We start from the raw sequence: 19747 nt of genomic DNA, 5'->3' as shown, positions 1-19747 counted from the left end.
ATGCCGGAGAACGAGCTTGAGATGGACCGCGCCATGGGTGCGCTCGTCGGCGGGGCGCTGGGCGACGCGCTCGGCATGCCGACGCAGCTTCTGTCGCCTCAGCGCATCGCCGAACTCTACGGCCATGTCGAGGATTTCGTCTCGCCCTTTGCCGATCATCCGGTGTCGAAAGGGCTGCCGGCCGGGACTATCACCGACGATACCGAGCAGGCGCTGCTGCTCGGCCGCATCCTGGTTGCCTCAGGCGACCGCTTCGACCATGCGCGCTGGGTCAACGCGCTGCTCGACTGGGAGCGCGAGGTCAAGGCGCGCGGCAGCTACGACCTTTTGGGACCGTCGACCAAGCGCGCCATCGACGCCATCAACAAGGGCGTGCCAGCCGAGGAGGCTGGGCGCGGCGGCGACACCAATGGCGCGGCCATGCGCATCGCGCCGCTCGGCATCATGATGCAGCCGGAGCCGCTGGATGCGCTCGTCGACAAGGTGGCCGAAACCTGCCGGGCGACACACAACACCTCGATCGCCATTGCCTCCGCCGCGGCGGTCGCGGCCGCCGTCAGCCGCGGCATCGCCGGCGGCGACTGGCGCGCCGCGTCCGACAGCGCCGTCGCGGCGGCGAGGCGGGGGGCGACACACGGCCACTGGGTGACCGGCGGCGACATCGCCGCGCGCGTCGCCTGGGCGCAGGATCTGATCCGCGGCAAGGCGCCACGAGACGCGGTCCGGCTGATCACCGATCTGGTCGGCACCGGCGTTGCCAGCCAGGAGTCCGTTCCGGCCGCTTTTGCTGTGCTGGAGGTCGCCGGCGGCGATGCTTGGCAAGCGGCGGTCATCAGCGCCAATCTCGGCGGCGACACCGACACGATCGGCGCCATCGCCGCAGGCATGGCCGGCGCCTGCACCGGCCTTTCACGATTGCCGCAGGACCGCATCGCCCGCCTCAAAGGCTTTGACATGGCGGGCGTTCGTGCGCTCGCCGCCGATCTCGTCGCGGCGCGGACCTCGCACAGTCGCCTGGAGCAGGCCGGCCCCGGCAAGGACGCGGCGGCATGAGCGCGCGTCTCGTCCATATCGGCAGCGCGGTGGTCGACTATGTCTACCGTATCGATGCCTTGCCGGCGCCGGGCACGGAGAAGACGGCTTCGAGCTATGCGCAGGTCGCCGGTGGCGGTTTCAACATGATGGTCGCGGCAATCCGCACCGGGATGAAGGTGGTATTCGCAGGCCAACTCGGCAGCGGACCCAATGGCGACTTCCTGCGCGCCGCCTTCGCCGTCGAAGATATCAACATTCTGACGCAGCGTTCGCCTCTGATGGATAGCGGCAACTGCGTCGCCATGATCTCCAGCGATGCCGAACGCACCTTCGTGTCGTGGCCGGGGGCGGAGAGCGTGCTCAGCCTCGACATGATGGCTCCGGTGCTGGTCTCGACCGAGGATTGGGTGTTCACGTCAGGCTATACGCTGAGCTATCCCGGCAGCCGCGACGCGCTCACCGACTGGATCGAGACGCTGCCGGCGGACATTCCACTTGTCTTCGACCCGACGCCGGTCGTTTCGGACATTTCGCGCGCCACCCTGTCGCGGGTGCTCGCCCGCACGACCTGGCTGAGCTGCAATACGACGGAAGCCGCCGACATTGCCGGCCCGGGCGATGCCGACGCCCTTGCGGCGCGATTGCTTGCCGATCATTGTCCCAAGGCCGACGGCGTCGTCATCCGCTGCGGCGCCAGGGGCTGCCATATCCGACTGGCGGACGGTTCCGCCGGGACCATTCCCGGTTTCAAGGTGGCGGCGGTCGATACCAACGGCGCCGGCGACACTCATATTGGCGCCTTCGTAAGTGCGCTCGCGCGCGGCATGCTGCCTTTCGAGGCGGCGCGCTACGCCAATGCGGCGGCGGCCATTTCGGTCACTCGCCATGGCGGTTCATCCGCGCCCACAGACGCGGAGATCCGGACTTTCCTGAGCCATGCCGACGGTGGCTCGACCGGCGCGCGAGGCCAGAACCGGAAGGCCCATCAGACAGCCTGATTAAGCCCGGGAAGCGGGCAAACAAAAGAGAGGAACGAACATGCGCATGCCTGACTTTACTGCCCTGCTGACGGCGACGGCCGTCTTCACCTCCGCACTTACTTTTGCCGCCAAGGCCGATGAAGTGCACGTGCTCAACTGGAAGGGCTACGGCGCCGACGAGCCATGGGCGATCGCCGCCTTCGAGAAGGCGACCGGCCATAAGGTGGTCAACGACTTCTTCAATTCCGAACAGGAAATGCTGACCAAGATCCGCACCAATCCCGGCCTCTATGACGTCGTCATGATCAACGCCGCCTTCAACGACCAGGCGATGGCTGAAAAGCTGATCCAGCCGATCGACACCTCCAAGCTGCCCAACTATGCCGATATCAGCAAGGACAAGGCGAACTCGCCGATGCTCGACCATGACGGCAAGGTCTATGGCGTGCCGTGGGTGTGGGGCCTGACCGCCCTTGCCATCAACGAAAAGTCCTTCGACAAGCCGCCGACGTCGATCGCCGAAATGTGGAATCCCGCCCACAAGGGCCGCGTCGTCATCCGCGACGACGCCGTCGAGGCGGTGCAGTTCGGCGCCATCGCGACGGGCCAGAACATCAACGACATCAAGGATATGGACGCGGTCAAGACGAAGCTCACCTCGCTGATGCCGCAGATCAAGACCTTCTGGAGCTCGGAGAACGACTGGAACCAGATGGTGGCTTCCAACCAGATCGACATCGGCACCTATTGGAGCGGTTCGGCCGACCGCGCCAAGACGCATTTCAAGCTGCCGGTCTCGCTCGTGATCCCGCAGGAAGGCGCCGTCGCCTGGCTGGACGCCTTCTCCATCCCGGTCGGCTCCAAGAATGTCGCGGGCGCCGAAGCCTTCATCAATTACATGATCGATCCGAAATTCTATGTCGAATGGGTCACCAAGGTCGGTGCACCGGTGTCGGCCAACACCAAGGCGGTGGAAGCGTTGCCCGAGGATTCGTTCAACCGCAAGGTGATGGGTGATCCCACAGTCGCCAAGCGCATCCAGTTCCAGGCTCCGATCACCGATGCGCAGCGCGAAGCTTATCTTACGCTCTGGCAGCAGCTCAAGGTCGACGTGAAGTAAAACCCGCGCCAGGGCCAGCCGGCGTTCGCGCCGGTTGGTCCTTCCAATCCGGGGAGGAGGATAGCATGGCAGCAGAGGGTGCGGTCGCAGTGCGCGGCGGGCTGAGGTCGGCACTGCCGCTGCTGGCGCCCGCCTATCTCTGGCTGACGGTGGCGATCTTCCTGCCGTTGTCGGCCATGGTGTTCTTCTCGTTCATGACCGACCTGCCGCTGACGGGAAAGCCGTGGGCGTTCACGCTTGGCAACTACGCCGCCTTCTTCTCGCAGAACCTTTACCTGACGCTGCTGCTGGCCTCGCTGCGCCTCGGCCTCGAGGTGACCTTGTGGTGCATCGTCATCGGCTATCCCGCGGCTTATGTACTGGCCAAGGTGCTGAAGGGGCGCAGCCGCGAGGCGATCTTCCTGCTCGTCATCCTGCCGTTCTGGTCGAACGGGCTGGTGCGCATCTTCTCCTGGGCGATGGTTTTGCGCGAAGGCGGCATTCTCGACACCGCGCTCAACGCTGTGCTGCCGTTCAAGATCAACATCGACCTCATGTATTCCTATCCGGCGATCATCATCGGACTGGTGCACTCCTATGTGCCCTACATGGTGCTGACCTGCTATCTCACTTTGCAGGCGATCGACGATTCATTGCTCGAGGCCGGACGCTCGCTCGGCGCCTCGCGGCTGCAGGTGCTGAAGCGGGTCATTGTCCCGCTATCGATGCCGGGCCTGGTGGCGGGCGCGGCCCTCATATTCGTGCCCGTCGTCGGCTCCTTCATGGAGCCGCGGATCCTCGGCGGCCGCAGCGGCACCTTTTACGGCACGGTGATCGAGGACCAGTTCGTCGCCGTGTTCAACTGGCCGCTGGGGGCCGCACTCTCCTTCATTCTGCTGGCCGTCGTGCTGATCATTCTGGCGCTGGCCGCACCGGTGCTGCGGAGGGTGGCGTGATGGCGACGACGCGTATCCTGGAGTGGCTCGGCCGCCTCTATATCGCGGTGCTGCTCGCCTTCCTGTATTTGCCCATCATTATCATGGCGCTGATGTCGTTCAACGTCTCGCCATTCTACCAGCTGCCATTCGAGTGGACGACGGAATGGTACGCCTCGCTGTGGCAGAACGACCAGCTCATCGCCGCCACCTGGAACAGCATCGAGATCGCCGTCATCACCACGGTCATCTCGACCGTGCTCGGCTCGGCGGCGTCCCTGGCGCTCTACCGCAATGAATTCCGCGGCAAGAAATTCCTGCAGGCGCTGTTGTTCCCACCGATCGCCATTCCCTGGCTGATCACCGGCACGGCGATGCTGATCTTCTTCTTCGGCATCGGCATTGGACGCGGCCTGTTCGCCATCCTGCTCGGCCATGTCGCGCTGGCGCTGCCCTATGTCATCGTCGTCGTCTCGGCCCGGCTGCAAACCTTCGCGCCGGAGCTGGAAGAGGCGGCACGCTCGCTCGGGGCCAATCAGTGGCAGGTGACGAACCGGGTTACGCTGCCGTGGATCATGCCGGGTGTGATCGCGGGCGGCTTGTTTGCGTTCGCCGTGTCGTTCGACCAGTTCGTGGTGTCCTACTTCCTGGCGACGCCGGGGCAGACGACGCTGCCGGTCGAGATCTACGCCGCGATCCGCAAGGGTTTCACGCCCGAGATCAACGCGGTCTCCACCATCATCATCGTGGTGTCGATGGCGCTGATGCTGCTCACAGCGCGCTTCTTCAAATTCGGCGGAGAGAAATAATGGCGGGCGTCCAGGTATCAAACGTCTCGCGCAGCTTCGGCGCGCACAAGGCGTTGGACGACGTCTCGATCGATTTCGTCGATGGCGGCTTCTACGCGCTGCTTGGGCCATCAGGCAGCGGCAAGACCACGCTGCTCAGGCAAATCGCCGGCTTCGATTTTCCCGACAGCGGCCGCATCGCCATCGGCGGCGAGAGCGTCGAGCGGGTACCGGTCGAGAAGCGGCGCATCGGCATGGTGTTCCAGAACTACGCGCTGTTCCCCAATATGAGCGTCGCCGACAATGTCGCCTTCGGCCTGTCGGTACGCGGCGAGGCCAAGGCGGTGATTGCCACCGAGGTGCAACGCGCGCTCGACCTCGTTCAGCTCGGCTCGCTCGGCGGTCGCAAGCCGCATCAGCTCTCCGGCGGCCAGCGCCAGCGGGTCGCGCTGGCGCGCGCCATCGTCACCAAGCCACGCGTGCTTTTGCTCGACGAGCCGCTCGGCGCGCTCGACAAGGCGCTGCGCGTCGACATGCAAATCGAGCTCAAGCGCATCCAGCGCGAGATCGGCATCACAACCATTTTCGTCACCCACGACCAGGAAGAGGCGCTGACGATGAGCGACCGCATCGGTATCTTGCGCGATGGCCGGCTGGTGCAGGAAGGGCCGCCGGAGGAGATCTACGACAGGCCGAAAAGCGAATTCGCCGCCATCTTCCTCGGGGATGCCAACATCTTTCGCGGCGATACCACCGGCAACGGCATCCGCTTGGCGGACGGCACGACGATCGCCGCCGGGGCCGGCGCCAGGCTTGCCGCCGGCGCAAAGGCAAGCTGCGCCGTGCGTCCGGAGCGTATTCGGATTGCCCTGGATGCCGGAACTTCGGGCGGCGATGCCAACATACTGAAGGGCCAGGTTTGCAAACGCATCTTCGCCGGCAACAACAGCACCTACTTTGTCGAGCGTGCCGGCCAGACGCTGAAGGTCATCGTCCAGAACACCGGCGCTGACAGGCTGGCGGAAGGTCAGCATGTCGTACTACGCTGGTCCCCGCAGAGCACGGTGTTGATCCCTGCGGGGTAGTTCACTGAACTGCTGGCGTTCCTTCGCGCCATAAGATCGAGTAGGGGCCAGAGCGGCAATGACGTTGGAATTGACTGCCGAGGACCAATCCATGCTCGACGGCGAGCAAGGGCCGTCGGCGGCCGCGGCCATGAAGATCCTCGTCGCCTTTTCCAAAGCCGTCGGAGCGGACAGCCTCCTCGACATTGCCGGCGCCCATATCGATGGCTGCCTCTACCATGGCACGGCAGGGCTCGATTTCGTCGAACGGCTGGTCGAGGGCGGCGGCCGCGTGCAGGTGCCGACGACGCTCAATGTCGGCTCATTCGATCTCATCCATCCCGGCATGGTGAAGATGCCCGCGGCGGAGGAAGCGCCGGCGCGGCGGCTGATGAAGGCGCATATCGAGCTCGGCTGCCAGGCGACCTTCACCTGCGCGCCCTACCAGACGCGGTTCCGGCCAGATTTCGGGCAGCAGATCGCCTGGGGCGAATCCAACGCCATCGTGTTTGCAAATTCGGTGATCGGCGCGCGCACCAACCGCTATGGCGATTTCATCGACCTGTGCTGCGCCATGACGGGCCGCGCGCCGGCCTGGGGCCTGCATCTGAGCGAGAACCGGCGCGGCCGCATCCTGTTCGAGCTGGACTTTGCTGAGCCAGAGCCGAGCGACGCCCTGTTCGTCGGCGTCGGACTGATCATCGGGCAACCCAGCGGCGATCGCGTTCCGGTTGTCACAGGTCTGCCACGGCCGCGCGACGAGGACCAGCTGAAGGCGCTGGGCGCGGCAGCAGCGACTACCGGCGCCGTGGCGCTGTTCCATGCGGTCGGCATCACGCCCGAAGCGGGAACGCTCGACGAGGCGTTCCATGGTCAAGCGCCGGAAGAGACGATCCGCATCACGCGCGCCGATATCGATCATGCACTGGCCAAGCTGTCGCGCGTACCCGACGGGGCGCCGCTGGCGGCCGTGTCGCTGGGCACTCCGCATTTCTCGCATGCGGAATGGATGCGCCTGCTGCCCTTGCTGCGTGCCATCGCGCCGGGCAGGGGCATCCCGATCTATGTCAACACCGGTCGCGCGACGCTGACGCGATTGCAGGAGGAGGGCGCGCTTGATGGCACACAGGCGTTCGGCCTGATCCCCGTCGCCGACACCTGCACCTATGTCACTGCGATTCTGGAACGGCTCGACGGCGTGGTGATGACCAATTCCGGCAAATGGGCGCATTACGCTCCGGGCAATATCGGCGTGACGGTTGCGTTCGCGGATATGGCGGATTGCATCCGCTCCGCCGCGGTGGGGCATGTCATGCGGGGCGCGTCATGACCGCGCCGGTGGAACCGGGCGTCGTCCAGCGATCCGGCACCTTCCAACTGGCCGGGAGTGCCGAGGGCCGGGCGTTGGTATTCTCGCAACCGCTGAGCTTCTGGGGCGGCGTTGATGCCACGACAGGCGACATAACGGATCACTCGCATCCTGGCCTCGGCCAGAACGTCGCCGGGAAAATCCTGATCATGCCGAGCGGGCGCGGCTCCTCGTCCTCATCCTCGGTGCTGGCCGAGGCAATCCGCAGGGGCACGGCTCCGGCCGGCATCCTCCTGGAACGGCCTGACCCGATCCTGGCAGTGGGCGCCATCGTCGCGGAATTTCTCTACGGGATCAGCATGCCGCTGGTGGTCTGCGACATTAACGGCATTGTTTCCGGCGAGCGGATCGCGATCGATGTCGGCGGGGATGACAGGGCAATTGTCCGCAAGGAAACCGTTTCCTGACCAAGCTCGACGCGGACGACGAAGGCAGTTGCGGCTTCGCTCCCCGCCAAATCTCATTTCTTTCAAAACGGCCTTCCGTTCGAACAAACTTTTCGCCCGGCCCGAAACATTGGCACGATATTCCAAGCGGCGCGGTTGACCGGAGGCGGGTTGTCTAGCCTATAATTCTACTAAATTCATAGACTAACTTCGTCCGGCGCTGCACGGCATGGTCCGTCTGAGCGGCAGCAAGAAGGGAGCGCATTGATGCCGAAGACAGAATCCAACTCGATCGAGCTTGGCACCAAAGCGGCCGATTTCCTGCTGCCCGACGCACAAGGCGTGCTGCACCGGCTCGGCGATTTCGATGCAAAGCCCGCCTTGCTCGTCGCCTTTATCTCCAACCGCTGCCCTTTCGTCGTGCTGATCCGCGAGCAGCTTGCCGCTTTCGCCAGGGAATATGCGGGCAAGGGGCTGCAAGTGGTGGCCATCAATGCCAACGACCATGAGGCGCATCCCGAAGAGACGCTGGCCCGCATCGGCGAGGAAGTGGAGAAATTCGGCTATTCCTTCCCCTATCTCAAGGATGCCTCGCAGCAGACGGCGAAAGCCTATGGCGCGGCCTGTACACCCGACTTCTTCCTGTTCGGCGCCGGCCGGCGGCTTGCCTATCATGGCCAGTTCGACGATGCGCGGCCGGGCAATGGCAAGGCGGTGACGGGTAACGACCTGCGCGCGGCGGTCGACGCGGTGCTGGAGGGCGGCAGGCCCGCCGCCGACCAGGTGCCGTCGATCGGCTGCAACATCAAATGGAGCGCCGGCAATGAGCCGGCGTGGTTCTCGGGCGCTGCGCGCGCTGCTTAGCGCCTCGCACTCCTTCGCAGAGCATCCATGTCCATGCCTCAAAGATCCGCGTCCGACAGGCTGCAACTCCAGACCGACGTGCTCGTGCTGGGCGGAGGCCCGTCCGCAGCCTGGGCGGCGGTCGCCGCTGCCGAAAGCGGCGCGCAGGTGGTGCTGGCCGACAAGGGCTATCTCGGCACCAGCGGCGCCACCGCGCCGTCCAATACGGGTACCTGGTGCGTACCGCCGGGCGACAACAGGCATGCGGTGGTCGAGCGACGCTGGCAGCGCACCGGCGAGCTTGCGGACCAGCGCTGGATGCTGCGCTGCGTCGACACGGCCTATCGCAACCTGCTCAGGCTTTCCGAGTGGGGCTATCCGTTCCCGAGCGAGGATGACGGCCGGCTCTACATCGCCAATCTGCGCGGGCCCGACTACATGCGCTTCATGCGCCGCCGTGTGCTTCTGGCTGGCGTTACCGTGCTCGACCATCATCCGGCGCTGGAACTCCTGTCGGATGGCGATGCCGTCGTAGGCGCGGCCGGTATCGGCCGGCAGGCCGGCCAGGACTGGCGCGTCGACGCCAACGCAGTGGTGCTGGCGACCGGCGGCTGCGCTTTCCGTGAGCGCATCCTCGGCGGGACTGGACTGACCGGCGACGGCTATCTGATGGCGGCGGAGGCCGGTGCCAGCCTGTCGGGCATGGAGTTTACCGGCAAATACACGTTGGCGCCCTTTGGGTCTTCGCTGAACAAGGGGCTGCCGTTCCGCTGGGCCTCATTCCATCGCGAGGATGGATCGCCGATCCTGGGCCCTGCCGGTGAGCCGCTGCGCAACGGCATCGGCGACCGCGAGGACGAGGTGGCGCGCGCATTGATCGGGGGACCGGTCTATGCGCGGCTCGATCAGGCGGAGCCGGCGCTGCAAGGCTGGTTGCGCCAAGGGCAGCCGAACTGCTTCGTGCCTTATGACCGCGCCGGTGTCGATCCATTCACCGAGCTGTTCCGCATCACCCTGCGCGCCGAAGGCACGGTACGCGGTACCGGCGGCATCGACATCGTCTCCGACGACTGCGCCACCGGCGTGCCCGGCCTCTATGTCGCAGGCGACGCCGCCAGCCGCGAGATCATGACCGGAGCGGTATCGGGCGGCGGCGCCGTCAATTCCTCCTGGGCGCTGGCCAGCGGCTGGTGGGCGGGCAAGGGCGCCTCGATCCATTCGAAGCGTCGCGGCGGCAGGGCGTTCCGCGACACCGTCGAACCACTCGGTCAGGCCGGCCTGCGCCCGGCGGCCTCGCCGCGTGCCGACATCGCTGCAGGCGAGGTCATCGAGGCGGTGCGCAACGAGGTGACGCCGCTCGACAAAAATTTCTTCCGCAACGGCGAGAGCTTGGAGAAAAGCCGGGGGCGGCTGGAGAGTGTCTGGCGCGACGTGCGCGACCATCTGCGGGGCGAAGGGGTGGACCGGGTCCGCGCGCGCGAGGCGGCGTCGATCGCCGCCGCGGGGCGCTGGTCGGTGGCGGCCGCGCTGCATCGGACAGAAAGCCGCGGCATGCATCGGCGCACCGATCTGCAGGGCAAGAACCCGGCCCTCGCGCATCGGCTGGTCATCACCGGCGTCGACGACTTCCGCATTGCCGGGGCGCCGGAGCGCCTGGCGGAGCTGGCGTCATGATCGAGATCGTCTCGGCCGCGCGCTGCGTCGAATGCGACATCTGCGTCAAGGTGTGCCCGACCAATGTGTTCGACGCTACCAAGGACGGCGCGCCTGTGATCGCCCGTCAGGACGACTGCCAGACCTGCTTTCTCTGTGAAATCTACTGCCCGACCGACGCGCTTTACGTGGCCGAGTTCGCCGAGGGGCCGACCGGCATCACGGAAGCGCAGGTCGAGGCACGTCAACTGTTCGGCGGCTACGCCCGCGCGCTCGGCTGGAAGCGCGGCAAGGCCGGCGGCTCTGAATTCGACCCGACGCACCGCATCCGCGTGGCGCAATAGGAAGCGACAGGACATGGACCGCATCGTCGTCAGCGATATCAAGAAGACCTTTCTGCTCAAGCCGGGGCAGTTCGTCACCGTCGACGGCGAGGAGACCGACCGCGTCACCGTGCTCGACGGCGTCGATCTTTCGATCCGCAAAGGCGAGTTCATCACTTTGGTCGGCCCGAGCGGCTCGGGCAAATCTGTGCTGCTCGACATCATCGGCGGGCTGACGCAGGCGAGCGGCGGCGATGTCCAGCTCGACGGCCGGCGCATCACCAGGCCGGATCCCAAGACCGGCTATGTCTTCCAACAATATGCGCTGTTTCCCTGGCGCACGGCGCTGGCCAACATCGAATACGCGCTGGAGGTGCGTGGCGTCGCCAAGGCCGAGCGCACGGTGACGGCGCGCCATTTGTTGTCGTTGTTCGGTCTTGCCGGTTTCGAGGACCGTTTCCCCAACCAGCTCTCCGGGGGCATGCAGCAGCGCGTGGCGATCGCCCGCGCCTTGGCGAGCAACCCGGAAGTGCTTTTGATGGATGAACCCTTCGCCGCACTCGACCAGCAGACGCGCGAGCTCCTGCAGGGCGAGTTGCTGCGGATCTGGGGCAAGATCAAGACAACAGTGATCTTCGTTACCCATTCGATCGACGAGGCAATCTTCCTCGCTGACCGCGTGGTGGTGATGACGGCGCGGCCGGGCGCGGTGAAGGAGATCATAGACATCGACCTGCCACGGCCGCGCGACGGGGACATCCGCGCCAGCGCCGGATTCAACGGATATCGCGGCCGCGTCTGGGACGCGCTGCGCGATGAGGTCAACAAGGCGCAAAAGGACTGGACGCTGTCGCCAGCCTTCAGTCATTGAGGAGGTAGAGCCATGGCTTATCTTACCGAAAAGTTCGGGCCTGACGGCGCTCTTCATCTGTTTGCCGGCGCCGGCGAGACGGCGGCCGCCGCAAGAGTCCCGGCCATCACCGCCCACAGTGCCAAGGTCCGGCGCAAAGGGACGAGCCACGGGACTTTCCTTTACGGCTTGCCGCTGCTCGGCCTGTTCTTTCTCGTGTGGGAAATCGCGCCACGGCTCGGCTGGCTGAACCGCATCTTCTTTCCGCCGCTGAGCGAGGTGCTGGTCGCTTGGTGGAACCTGCTCGCCTCGGGCGTTCTGGTCAAACATATCGGCATCAGCCTGCAGCGCGCTGCGATCGGCTTCGCTCTCGGCGTGGTGGTGGCCATTCCGCTCGGCCTGCTGATGGGGCGCTACTCGCTGTTCGAGAAGATCTCTGACCTGCTTGTGCAGACGCTGCGCAACACCTCGCAATTCGCGCTGCTTCCGGTGTTCATCCTTTTGCTCGGCATCGGCGAGGAATCGAAGGTGGCGATCACCTTCTACTCCTCGGTCTTCTTTCTGCTGGTCAACACGATCAGCGGCGTCAAGTCGGTCGATCCGCTGCTGATCAAGGCGGCGCGCTCGATGGGTACGTCCGACTTCGACCTGTTCCGGAAGGTTATCCTGCCGGCCAGCATCCCCTCTGTTGTCGCCGGCGCAAGGCTGGCGGTGAAGTCGTCGCTGTTCGCGGTGATCGGCGCCGAGATGCTGGCGGCCAAATCCGGCCTCGGTTTCCTTATTCAGAACTCGCAGTTGATGATGGAAACGGCGGACATGTATGCCGGCATCCTGACGCTGACCGTCATCGGGCTCACCGTCAACTATTTGCTCGTCTGGTTCGAGCGCTGGGCGACCGCCTGGAAAGGCCAGTCCGAGTCCTCGCTCATCTGAGCCGTTCACTCATTCCAATCAGCAAGGATTTTCCTCATGTCCAACATTGCATTCGACGGATTTCGCCGGCTGTTCCTGAAGGGCGCCATTGCCGTCGTCATCGGCCTTGGCGGCATGCCCGCCTTCGCGCAGGACAAGCCCGAATTCATCCGCATCGGCAGCACCGCGCCGGGGCACCTCAAATTCGTCCTCGCACAGAAGGACGGCTGGTGGGAAAAGGAGTTCGCCAAGGACGGCATCAAGGTCGAACTTGTCACCTTCAATGGCGGCTCCGAGGCGACGACGGCGCTTGCGACAGGCGCCATCGAATTCACCTATACCGGCAACAATCCCGCGTTGCGCGTCGCCGCCTCCGGCGCCGATGTCAAGCTGATTGGCCTGTCGAGCTATGTGCGGTCGGGCGGCTCGTATATCGTGGTCAAATCCGACTCTCCACTGAAGACGCTGCAGGACCTCAAAGGCAAGAAGGTCGCCTATCTCACCGGTACGGTGCGGCACTCGAATTTCAGCAAGGCGCTGAACAGCGTCGGCCTGACGACCGGTGATGTCGAGGGATTGAACCTGCCTTTCGAGGCATCCGGCCCGGCACTGCTGCGCGGCGACATCGACGCCCTCGTCGAAACGGATTCGACCGCGGCCAAGCTGGTCGACACCGGCGAGGCACGGGTGCTCTTCGACACCAGCACCCATCCGGAATGGAACGTGCCGAACGTCATTTCGATCAACGGCGCCTTCGCGGCGAAATATCCCGACCTGGTCAAGCGGCTGCTGAAGGTCGACATCGAGATTTCGCGCTGGGCCGATGCCCATCCCGACGAGACGATCAAGACATTCGTCGAGGCGACCAAGTCGTCGGAGAAATCGGTACGCAAGACCTATGCGGACGGCGTCTTTCACCAGGATCCGAGGCTGACCGACGATGCGATCGAGGCGCTCAAGGGCGAAGAGAAATTCATGGCCGGTGCCGGGCTTTTGAAGGGCTCGATCGACTACGGCAAATGGATCGACAAGAGCTTTGTCGACGCGGCCGGCGCGGAAGTCGCGGCCGTCCAGTAGCGGGCGTGCTGAACGGGCAGGGGTTCCGGCGCCGCTCCATTTCAGAGAGTATCAGATTTCCGGGATGTTCTCCTTGAAGATCACCTGGAGCCTCGGCTGGTGCAATTCGTAAGGCAGTCTCCGGACCGCATGGGTCAAGGTGTTGAGCGCTTCGCGCGCTTCGACGCGCGGGTTCTGGTCGATGACCGCGTCGAGCGTGCCGTCGAGCAGAAGCTCCTTGGTGCCTTCGGTTACCTCATGGCCGAGGAAAACCATCGATATCGCACGGCCGCGCTCCTTGAGCGCGCGGGCAATGCCGGTGTTGCCCGCGCCGACATTGTAGATCGCGGCCAGGTCGGGGTGCCGCTCCAGAAGGGCTGATGCCTCCGAATAGGCCTTTTCGCGGTCGTCAAGCATCTCGCGCATTTCGACAATCTCCAGATTGGGCGATTCCTCGGCCAATATGTGCCGGAATCCCATCTCGCGTTCCTCATGGCCGCGATAGGAGAGCGAGCCGGCGAACAGCGCCACCTTGCCAGGACGTTCCGACCCCATGAAACGGTTGAGCAGATAGCCGGCCAGGCGCCCGGCGGCGCGGTTGTCGATGCCGATATACGCGACCCTTGGCACATGCAGGATGTCGGAGGCGATGGTCACCACCTTGACGTCGTTGGCCGACAGCGAGCGGATCGCCTCGCGCACCGTCGGATGGTCGAGCGCGATGACGCCGACGCCCTGAGTCTGGCCGCGCAGATCCTGCAAAAGGCGTGCGAGCCGGTCGGGATTGAAGCCCTCTATGGTGGCGATGTGGACATCGAGATCCGGCCGCGCCAAGGCTTGGGCTTCGATGTGGCGATGCAGCATCTTGATGAAGGAATTGGTGCCGGCCGGCAGCGCGAAGTCGAGCCGGATGACATCGCCGGGCAAGGGCTTGAGAGGCGCCCCGTTCGCGCCTTCGGCGATGTAGCCAAGACGCCGCGCCATTTCGAGCACGATTTCGCGCGTGCGCGCCCGCACACCCGGACGGTTGTTGAGAACACGGTCGACGGTGGCGGCGGAAACGCCGGCTTCCCGGGCTATGTCAGTCAGGGTGGAACGCACCGTCTTTCATCTCCTCAATGCATCAGGATCACGCAATGCCGACCGCCGGCCGGGTGGCGACTGCTCTTCGCCATCCGCGATTCTGATGGGAAATGATGTATCCGGCCTTGGCCGATGCGCAAGCAGCCAGGCTAAATCAGATCGCCCGGCAGGATCGCGTCGGCATGGGAAAATAGATTTCCCATCAAATCGAGGCATCATGAGCACTAGATGGATCTCCGTATGATGCATTTCCCTGCCTCGTTGCGATGTTATGAGGTGTTTTGATTATTTATGATGTTGACAGCCTTCCCGTACTGCCGTCAATGTCCCTCATGGCTGTGGAGGAAACATTGGCCCTGAGGGAGGAATTCCAATGCCTGATCCGATCCGCATGCCGCGGCTCCGGTTGCTAGCATCTGGAAGCGCGTTGGCGAGATGACGACGGCCGCGAAGACAGATTCTGGGAGGAAGAGATGGCAGGCAAAGGCTTCGAGCCGGACGTGAAGGTTCGCACCAGGGAATTCAAGATCGGCTGCGTCGGCGCCGGCATGATCATGGCCGAATGCCATCTCGCGGCCTATAAGGAAGCAGGCTTTCCTGTCGTGGCGATCGCTTCGCGCACAAGGGCGAATGCGCAGAAGGTCGCCACGCGCTGGGGCATTCCGACCGTCCACGACACGCCGGAACGACTGATCGAGGATCCGCAAGTCGAGATCATCGACCTGGCTTTCCCACCGGACCAGCAGCCGGCGCTGATCCGCCACGCGCTGGAGCAGAAGCACATCAAGGCGATCCTGGCGCAGAAGCCGCTGGCGCTGTCGGTCGAGGAAGCGGTGAAGCTGCGCGACGAGGCGGCGAAGGCTGGCAAGATCCTCTCGGTCAACCAGAACATGCGCTACGACCAGTCGATGCGCGTGCTGAAGCAGATCATCGACAGCGGCGCGCTCGGCGATGTCGTCTTCGCGCAGATCGACATGCATGCGATCCCGCACTGGCAAGGCTTCCTCGAGGAGTACGACCGGCTGACGCTTGCCAATATGAGCGTGCATCATCTCGACGTGCTGCGTTTCCTGTTCGGCGATCCCGATGAGATCACCACGCTGACGCGCAAGGATCCGCGCACGACTTTCGAACACACCGACGGCATCACCGTCTCGACGCTGCGCTTCCCGTCCGGCGTGCTCGCCGTGTCGCTGGAGGATGTCTGGTCCGGTCCGCGGCAAGAAGGCTACAAGGACGACCAGCACATCAACTGGCGCGTCGACGGCACCAAGGGCGTCGCCAAGGGCACGATCGGCTGGCCGACCGGTGCGGCCTCGACGCTCACCTATGCCTCGGCCGAGACAACGGATGGCGAGTGGGTCAGCCCAAGCTGGGACACGATGTGGTTCCCGCATGCTTTCATCGGCGTGATGGAACAACTCCAGCACGCCGTGAAGACAGGCACGCCACCGGCGCTTTCCGTCGCCGACAACGTCAAGACCATGGCGCTGGTAGAGGCGGGCTATCGCTCGATCGCTTCGGGCCGCACGGTCAAGCTTTCCGAAATCTCGACAAACCCGATCAATTGAAATCACTGGTAACTGAATCGCTTACAGGGAGGAATTCACACCATGATGCAGGCAGGTATTTTCACGGGCTATTTCCCGTACGGCCTCGAAGAGACGGCGAAGAAGATCCGCGGGCTCGGTTTCAACACGGTGCAGCTCGACCTGCATTTCAGGGATATCGACCTGTCCGCCGGGCAGATCACCAAGGACAAGGCCAAGACCGTGCGCGATGTCTTCCGCGACCACAACCTGCCGGTCTGCTGCGTGTCGGGCTACACCAACATCATCCATCCCGACAAGGCAGAGCGCGACAAGCGCGTCGGCTACCTCAAGGAGATCATCCGCAACGCCCGCCATTTCGGCTCGCCCTACGTGATCTCGGAAACCGGCACCTACAACACCGAATCCGACTGGGTGCACCACCCCAAGAACAAGACCGAGGAGGGGTTCGAGGAATGCCGCAAGGTGATATCAGATCTTGCCCAGACGGCCTATGACCATGGCGCGGTCTTCCTGCTCGAAACCTATGTCAACAACGTCGTCGGCTCGGTCGAGGAGACGGTCAAGATGTTCGCGCAGGTCGATCACCCGGGCCTTGGCCTGCTGATGGACCCGACCAACTATTTCGAGACGCACAACATCGACCGGATGGACCAGATCCTGAACCAGGTGTTCGACACGTTGACGGACAAGATCAGGATAGCGCATGCCAAGGACGTCAAGCGCTCGGGCAGCGACAAGTCGGAAAAGCACGCCGACATCGGCGATGAGGATGCCATGGAAAGCCACACCTTCCGCGGCGTCGGCGAGATCGAACTGCCGGCGCCCGGCCTCGGCTCGCTCAACTACGACCTTTATCTTCAGCGGCTTGCCGAGAAGCACCCGAACATTCCGGTCATCATCGAGCACCTGTCGGAAGACGACGTGCCGCGCGCCAAGACATTCCTCGACGGGAAGTTCCGCGCCAACGGCCTGTGACGGCCGGCCGCGCCGCCTGTGCATGGCGGCACGGCTCCAAACAAGGAGGAAAGCAATGTTGAAATTTGCATTGAAATTGGCGGCCGCCGCGACTGTGCTTGCCGGCATCGCGTTCGGGTCGGCCGCGCAGGCACAGGACGGCCAGAAGACCTTTTATCTACTGTCGCATGGCGGCCCGTCGGATGCGTTCTGGATCGACTGGAACGCCGGCGCCACAAAGGCCTGCGACCAGCTCAAGGTGACCTGCAAGATCTCCTTCAGCGGCGGCGACATGGCGGCGCAGAAGGAAGCCTTCAATTCCGCGCTTGCCGCCAAGCCCGACGGCATCGCCACCACCTCGGCGCAGCCTGGCCTGTGGACCGAGGAGGTCAAGGCGGCGAAGGCCGCCGGCATCCCGATCGTGTTCTTCAACACCGACGATCCGGCGACGGGGCGGCAGGCCTATGTCGGCGCCGACCTGAAGGAGGCCGGCACGATCTGGGCAAAGTATCTTGTCGACCACAAAATGGTGAAGCAGGGTGACAAGGTCTTTCTGCCGGTCGAAGTCCCCGGCGCAAGCTACCAGCAGCTCGAGACCGAAGGCATCGCCAGCGTCTTCGATCCGCTCGGCATCAAATATGACGTGGTCGATTGCGGCACCGATCCGGCCGGCATCATCGCCAAGATGACCGACTATATGGTTGCCAACAATCCGCCGGCGATCATCGCGCTCGGCGATTCCGTGGCGGCCAGCGTCAAGCGGGTCTTCGACGGCGCCGGCGTGCCGGCAGGCAAAATCCCGGTCGTCGGCTGGGGCAATTCGAAGGAGACGGCGCAAGCCGTCCAGGACGGTTTCGTCAACGCGGCGGCCTGGCAGTACCCATCGGCGCAGGGCTTCATGCCGGTAGCACTGCTCGGGCTTGCCGCCTCGGGCGAGCCAATCGGCTACGACATCCACACTTTCGGTCTCTACGACGCGTCGAGCGTCGAGCCGATCCTCAAACTCTACGACAAGAAGTGAAAATGGACGCCCGCCGCGCCGGCGGCGGGCGCCTGCAAACAGCATGGTTCAGAACGTCATGGCAGTCACCGCGGAAGAGGGCGCAGCAAGCGCCAGGAGCAGGTCGAGGCTGATGCGCTCGCCGCAATTTTCCTCGTTCATCATCCTCGTCGTCCTTCTCGTGGTATTCGCGATCGCGGACGGCAATTTCCTGTCGCCGCTCAACATCTCCAACATGATGGCGTTCCTGCCCGAGCTCGGCATCATCGCGCTCGGCATGACGCTGCTTCTGACGGCCGGCGAGTTCGACCTGTCGGTCGGTGCCGTATTCGGCCTGGCGCCAGTGGTCGTGATGCTTCTGGTGCAGAACGGCGGGGTGGATATCGGCGTCGCCCTTCTGGCTGGACTTTTACTGTGCATCGCGATTGGGGCGATCAATGGGGTGATCGTCACCAAGATCGGCATCTCGTCATTCCTGGTGACCCTGTCCATGCTGCTGATCGTGCGCGGCGCGGCCCTCTACATCACGCAGGGTTTCCCGCTGAAGTCGTGGGACCAGCCTGGCTTCTTCGTGACGCTGCTTGCCGGCAGCTTCAATATCGGCTCGTTCCGCTTCTACACCTCGCTGTGGTGGTTCGTCGGCCTGTCGTTGCTGGCAATCTACGTCCTGCGCTATGCCAAGCTCGGCAACTGGATCAGCGCCATCGGTTCCAACCGCAACGCGGCAGTGGCCCGCGGCGTGCCGGCGGACGCCGTCAAGATATGGCTGTTCATCGCCACCTCGGTGCTGGCCGGGCTTGCCGGCATGATCAGCGCCTTTCGTATTTCGGCCGCTTCGCCGGTGGCCGGCACAGGCTATGAGCTCGAAGTGATCGCCATGGTGGTGGTTGGCGGCACGGCGCTGACCGGCGGACGCGGCACCATCCTGGGCACCATCGTCGGCGCGCTGATGCTGCGCGCCATCCGTAACGGCATCGTGCTCGTCGGCGTGCCCGGCCTCGCCTACAACATCTTCGTCGGCGTGATCATCCTCGCCATGCTCATCCTGCATGCTTTGCTGCAGAAAAACGCGGCAAGGAGCTGACTATGATGCAAGAAGTGCTTCGGCTGCAGAACCTGCAAAAATCCTTCGGCAGCGTGCGCGCGCTGAAGAATGCCTCGCTGACGCTGAGAGAAGGCGAGATAGTGGCCCTGCTCGGCGACAATGGCGCCGGCAAATCGACGCTGATCAAGGCGATCTCCGGCGTCTTCCCGGTCGATCGCGGTGACATCTATGTGCGCGGGCAGAAGGTTTCGATCCGCTCGACGCGCGACGCGATGGATCTCGGCATCGAGACCATCCACCAGGATACGTCGCTGGCGCCGGATCTCAGTATCGCGCGCAACCTCTTCCTCGGCCGCGAACCGGTCAATTTCAAATGGTTGGGCGTGTTTGCGCCGCTCGATCTCGCCAAGCTGCGCGATGCTGCCTCCTCCCTGCTGAAGCGCGTCGGCATCTCGAAGAAACTCGACGCCGACGCGCTGGTCTCAACGCTGTCGGGCGGCGAGCGCCAGTCGATCGCCATTTCGCGGGCCATGCAGTTCGCCGCCAAGGTGATCATCCTCGACGAGCCGACCAACAATCTCGGCGTCGAGGAAACCCATGGCGTGCTGCGCTTCGTCAAGGAGATGCGTCAGGCCGGCCATTCGGTGCTGCTCATCACCCACAACATCCATCACGTGTTCGAGGTTGCCGACCGCATCATCGTCATGCGCCGCGGCGAGATCGTTGCCGAGCAGACGGTCGCCGATACCGATCTGCTGACCGTGGAAAGCATCATCACCGGCGCCGACCTGTCGGCTCTGATGAAGAGGGCGCAGTGAC

20 protein-coding genes are annotated in these 19747 nt (G+C 64.1%); 19 read left to right on the top strand and 1 reads right to left on the bottom strand.

The features are described 5' to 3' along the window. From FJ949_RS24425 to FJ949_RS24360, 14 genes are all read left to right on the top strand, one after another. Positions 1-1053 (top strand): ADP-ribosylglycohydrolase family protein, encoded by a 1053-nt coding sequence (locus FJ949_RS24425; RefSeq protein WP_140499917.1) that lies wholly within the window; start codon positions 1-3, stop codon positions 1051-1053. Next, positions 1050-2033, top strand: a complete 984-nt coding sequence (locus tag FJ949_RS24420; protein WP_140499916.1) for a PfkB family carbohydrate kinase — start codon at positions 1050-1052, stop codon at positions 2031-2033. Before FJ949_RS24425 ends, FJ949_RS24420 begins: the two co-directional genes overlap by 4 nt. Positions 2034-2073: 40 nt before the next feature. After that, entirely contained in the window at positions 2074-3135 is a 1062-nt protein-coding gene (locus FJ949_RS24415; protein WP_140499914.1) for an ABC transporter substrate-binding protein, read from the top strand. A 65-nt stretch (positions 3136-3200) separates the two neighbouring features. Beyond that, on the top strand, positions 3201-4070 hold the full coding sequence (locus FJ949_RS24410; RefSeq protein WP_140499913.1) for an ABC transporter permease: 870 nt from the start codon (positions 3201-3203) through the stop codon (positions 4068-4070). Next, on the top strand, positions 4070-4858 hold the full coding sequence (locus tag FJ949_RS24405) for an ABC transporter permease (RefSeq protein ID WP_140499911.1): 789 nt from the start codon (positions 4070-4072) through the stop codon (positions 4856-4858). Before FJ949_RS24410 ends, FJ949_RS24405 begins: the two co-directional genes overlap by 1 nt. Further along, a complete protein-coding gene (locus tag FJ949_RS24400) occupies positions 4858-5922 on the top strand; it encodes an ABC transporter ATP-binding protein (protein ID WP_140499909.1) in 1065 nt (354 codons plus the stop codon). Before FJ949_RS24405 ends, FJ949_RS24400 begins: the two co-directional genes overlap by 1 nt. A gap of 58 nt (positions 5923-5980) precedes the next feature. After that, positions 5981-7231 carry an aconitase X gene (locus FJ949_RS24395; RefSeq protein ID WP_140499907.1) on the top strand — a complete coding sequence of 417 codons (1251 nt, stop codon included), beginning with the start codon at positions 5981-5983 and terminating at the stop codon, positions 7229-7231. Continuing rightward, a complete protein-coding gene (locus FJ949_RS24390; protein ID WP_140499906.1) occupies positions 7228-7677 on the top strand; it encodes a DUF126 domain-containing protein in 450 nt (149 codons plus the stop codon). Before FJ949_RS24395 ends, FJ949_RS24390 begins: the two co-directional genes overlap by 4 nt. 246 nt (positions 7678-7923) lie before the next feature. Beyond that, positions 7924-8520, top strand: coding sequence for a thioredoxin family protein (locus FJ949_RS24385; protein WP_140499904.1), 597 nt, complete (start codon positions 7924-7926; stop codon positions 8518-8520). Between the two features lie 27 nt (positions 8521-8547). Continuing rightward, on the top strand, positions 8548-10173 hold the full coding sequence (locus FJ949_RS24380; protein ID WP_140499902.1) for an FAD-binding protein: 1626 nt from the start codon (positions 8548-8550) through the stop codon (positions 10171-10173). Further along, positions 10170-10496 carry a ferredoxin family protein gene (locus FJ949_RS24375; RefSeq protein WP_140499901.1) on the top strand — a complete coding sequence of 109 codons (327 nt, stop codon included), beginning with the start codon at positions 10170-10172 and terminating at the stop codon, positions 10494-10496. Before FJ949_RS24380 ends, FJ949_RS24375 begins: the two co-directional genes overlap by 4 nt. 13 nt (positions 10497-10509) lie before the next feature. Then, a complete protein-coding gene (locus tag FJ949_RS24370; protein ID WP_140499899.1) occupies positions 10510-11346 on the top strand; it encodes an ABC transporter ATP-binding protein in 837 nt (278 codons plus the stop codon). Between the two features lie 12 nt (positions 11347-11358). Next, positions 11359-12258: an ABC transporter permease gene (locus tag FJ949_RS24365; RefSeq protein ID WP_140499897.1), complete on the top strand. Its 900-nt coding sequence runs from the start codon at positions 11359-11361 to the stop codon at positions 12256-12258. Positions 12259-12294: 36 nt separating this feature from the next. Beyond that, positions 12295-13314, top strand: a complete 1020-nt coding sequence (locus tag FJ949_RS24360) for an aliphatic sulfonate ABC transporter substrate-binding protein (protein WP_140499896.1) — start codon at positions 12295-12297, stop codon at positions 13312-13314. A 51-nt stretch (positions 13315-13365) separates the two neighbouring features. Here FJ949_RS24360 and FJ949_RS24355 read toward each other — a convergent pair whose 3' ends face one another. Then, on the bottom strand, positions 13366-14394 hold the full coding sequence (locus tag FJ949_RS24355; protein ID WP_140499894.1) for a LacI family DNA-binding transcriptional regulator: 1029 nt from the start codon (positions 14392-14394) through the stop codon (positions 13366-13368). A 455-nt stretch (positions 14395-14849) separates the two neighbouring features. Here FJ949_RS24355 and FJ949_RS24350 point away from each other — a divergent pair, with 455 nt between their 5' ends. From FJ949_RS24350 to FJ949_RS24330, 5 genes are read left to right on the top strand one after another with little or no spacing between them, the layout of a single operon-like run. Continuing rightward, positions 14850-15947: a Gfo/Idh/MocA family oxidoreductase gene (locus FJ949_RS24350; RefSeq protein WP_140499892.1), complete on the top strand. Its 1098-nt coding sequence runs from the start codon at positions 14850-14852 to the stop codon at positions 15945-15947. A gap of 42 nt (positions 15948-15989) precedes the next feature. Next, positions 15990-16904 carry a sugar phosphate isomerase/epimerase gene (locus FJ949_RS24345; RefSeq protein WP_140499891.1) on the top strand — a complete coding sequence of 305 codons (915 nt, stop codon included), beginning with the start codon at positions 15990-15992 and terminating at the stop codon, positions 16902-16904. A 55-nt stretch (positions 16905-16959) separates the two neighbouring features. Next, a complete protein-coding gene (locus FJ949_RS24340; protein WP_140499889.1) occupies positions 16960-17904 on the top strand; it encodes a substrate-binding domain-containing protein in 945 nt (314 codons plus the stop codon). 58 nt (positions 17905-17962) lie between these two features. Further along, positions 17963-18967, top strand: a complete 1005-nt coding sequence (locus FJ949_RS24335) for an ABC transporter permease (RefSeq protein WP_140500161.1) — start codon at positions 17963-17965, stop codon at positions 18965-18967. 2 nt (positions 18968-18969) lie between these two features. Beyond that, positions 18970-19746 carry an ATP-binding cassette domain-containing protein gene (locus FJ949_RS24330; protein ID WP_140499887.1) on the top strand — a complete coding sequence of 259 codons (777 nt, stop codon included), beginning with the start codon at positions 18970-18972 and terminating at the stop codon, positions 19744-19746. The last annotated feature ends 1 nt before the right edge of the window (position 19747 follow it).

The sequence above is a fragment of the Mesorhizobium sp. B2-4-1 genome, from assembly GCF_006442185.1.
In the GTDB taxonomy this organism is placed as follows: Bacteria; Pseudomonadota; Alphaproteobacteria; order Rhizobiales; family Rhizobiaceae; genus Mesorhizobium.
The sequence above is the reverse complement of the archived record's forward strand: the minus strand, read 5'-3'. Positions and strand labels throughout refer to the sequence as shown.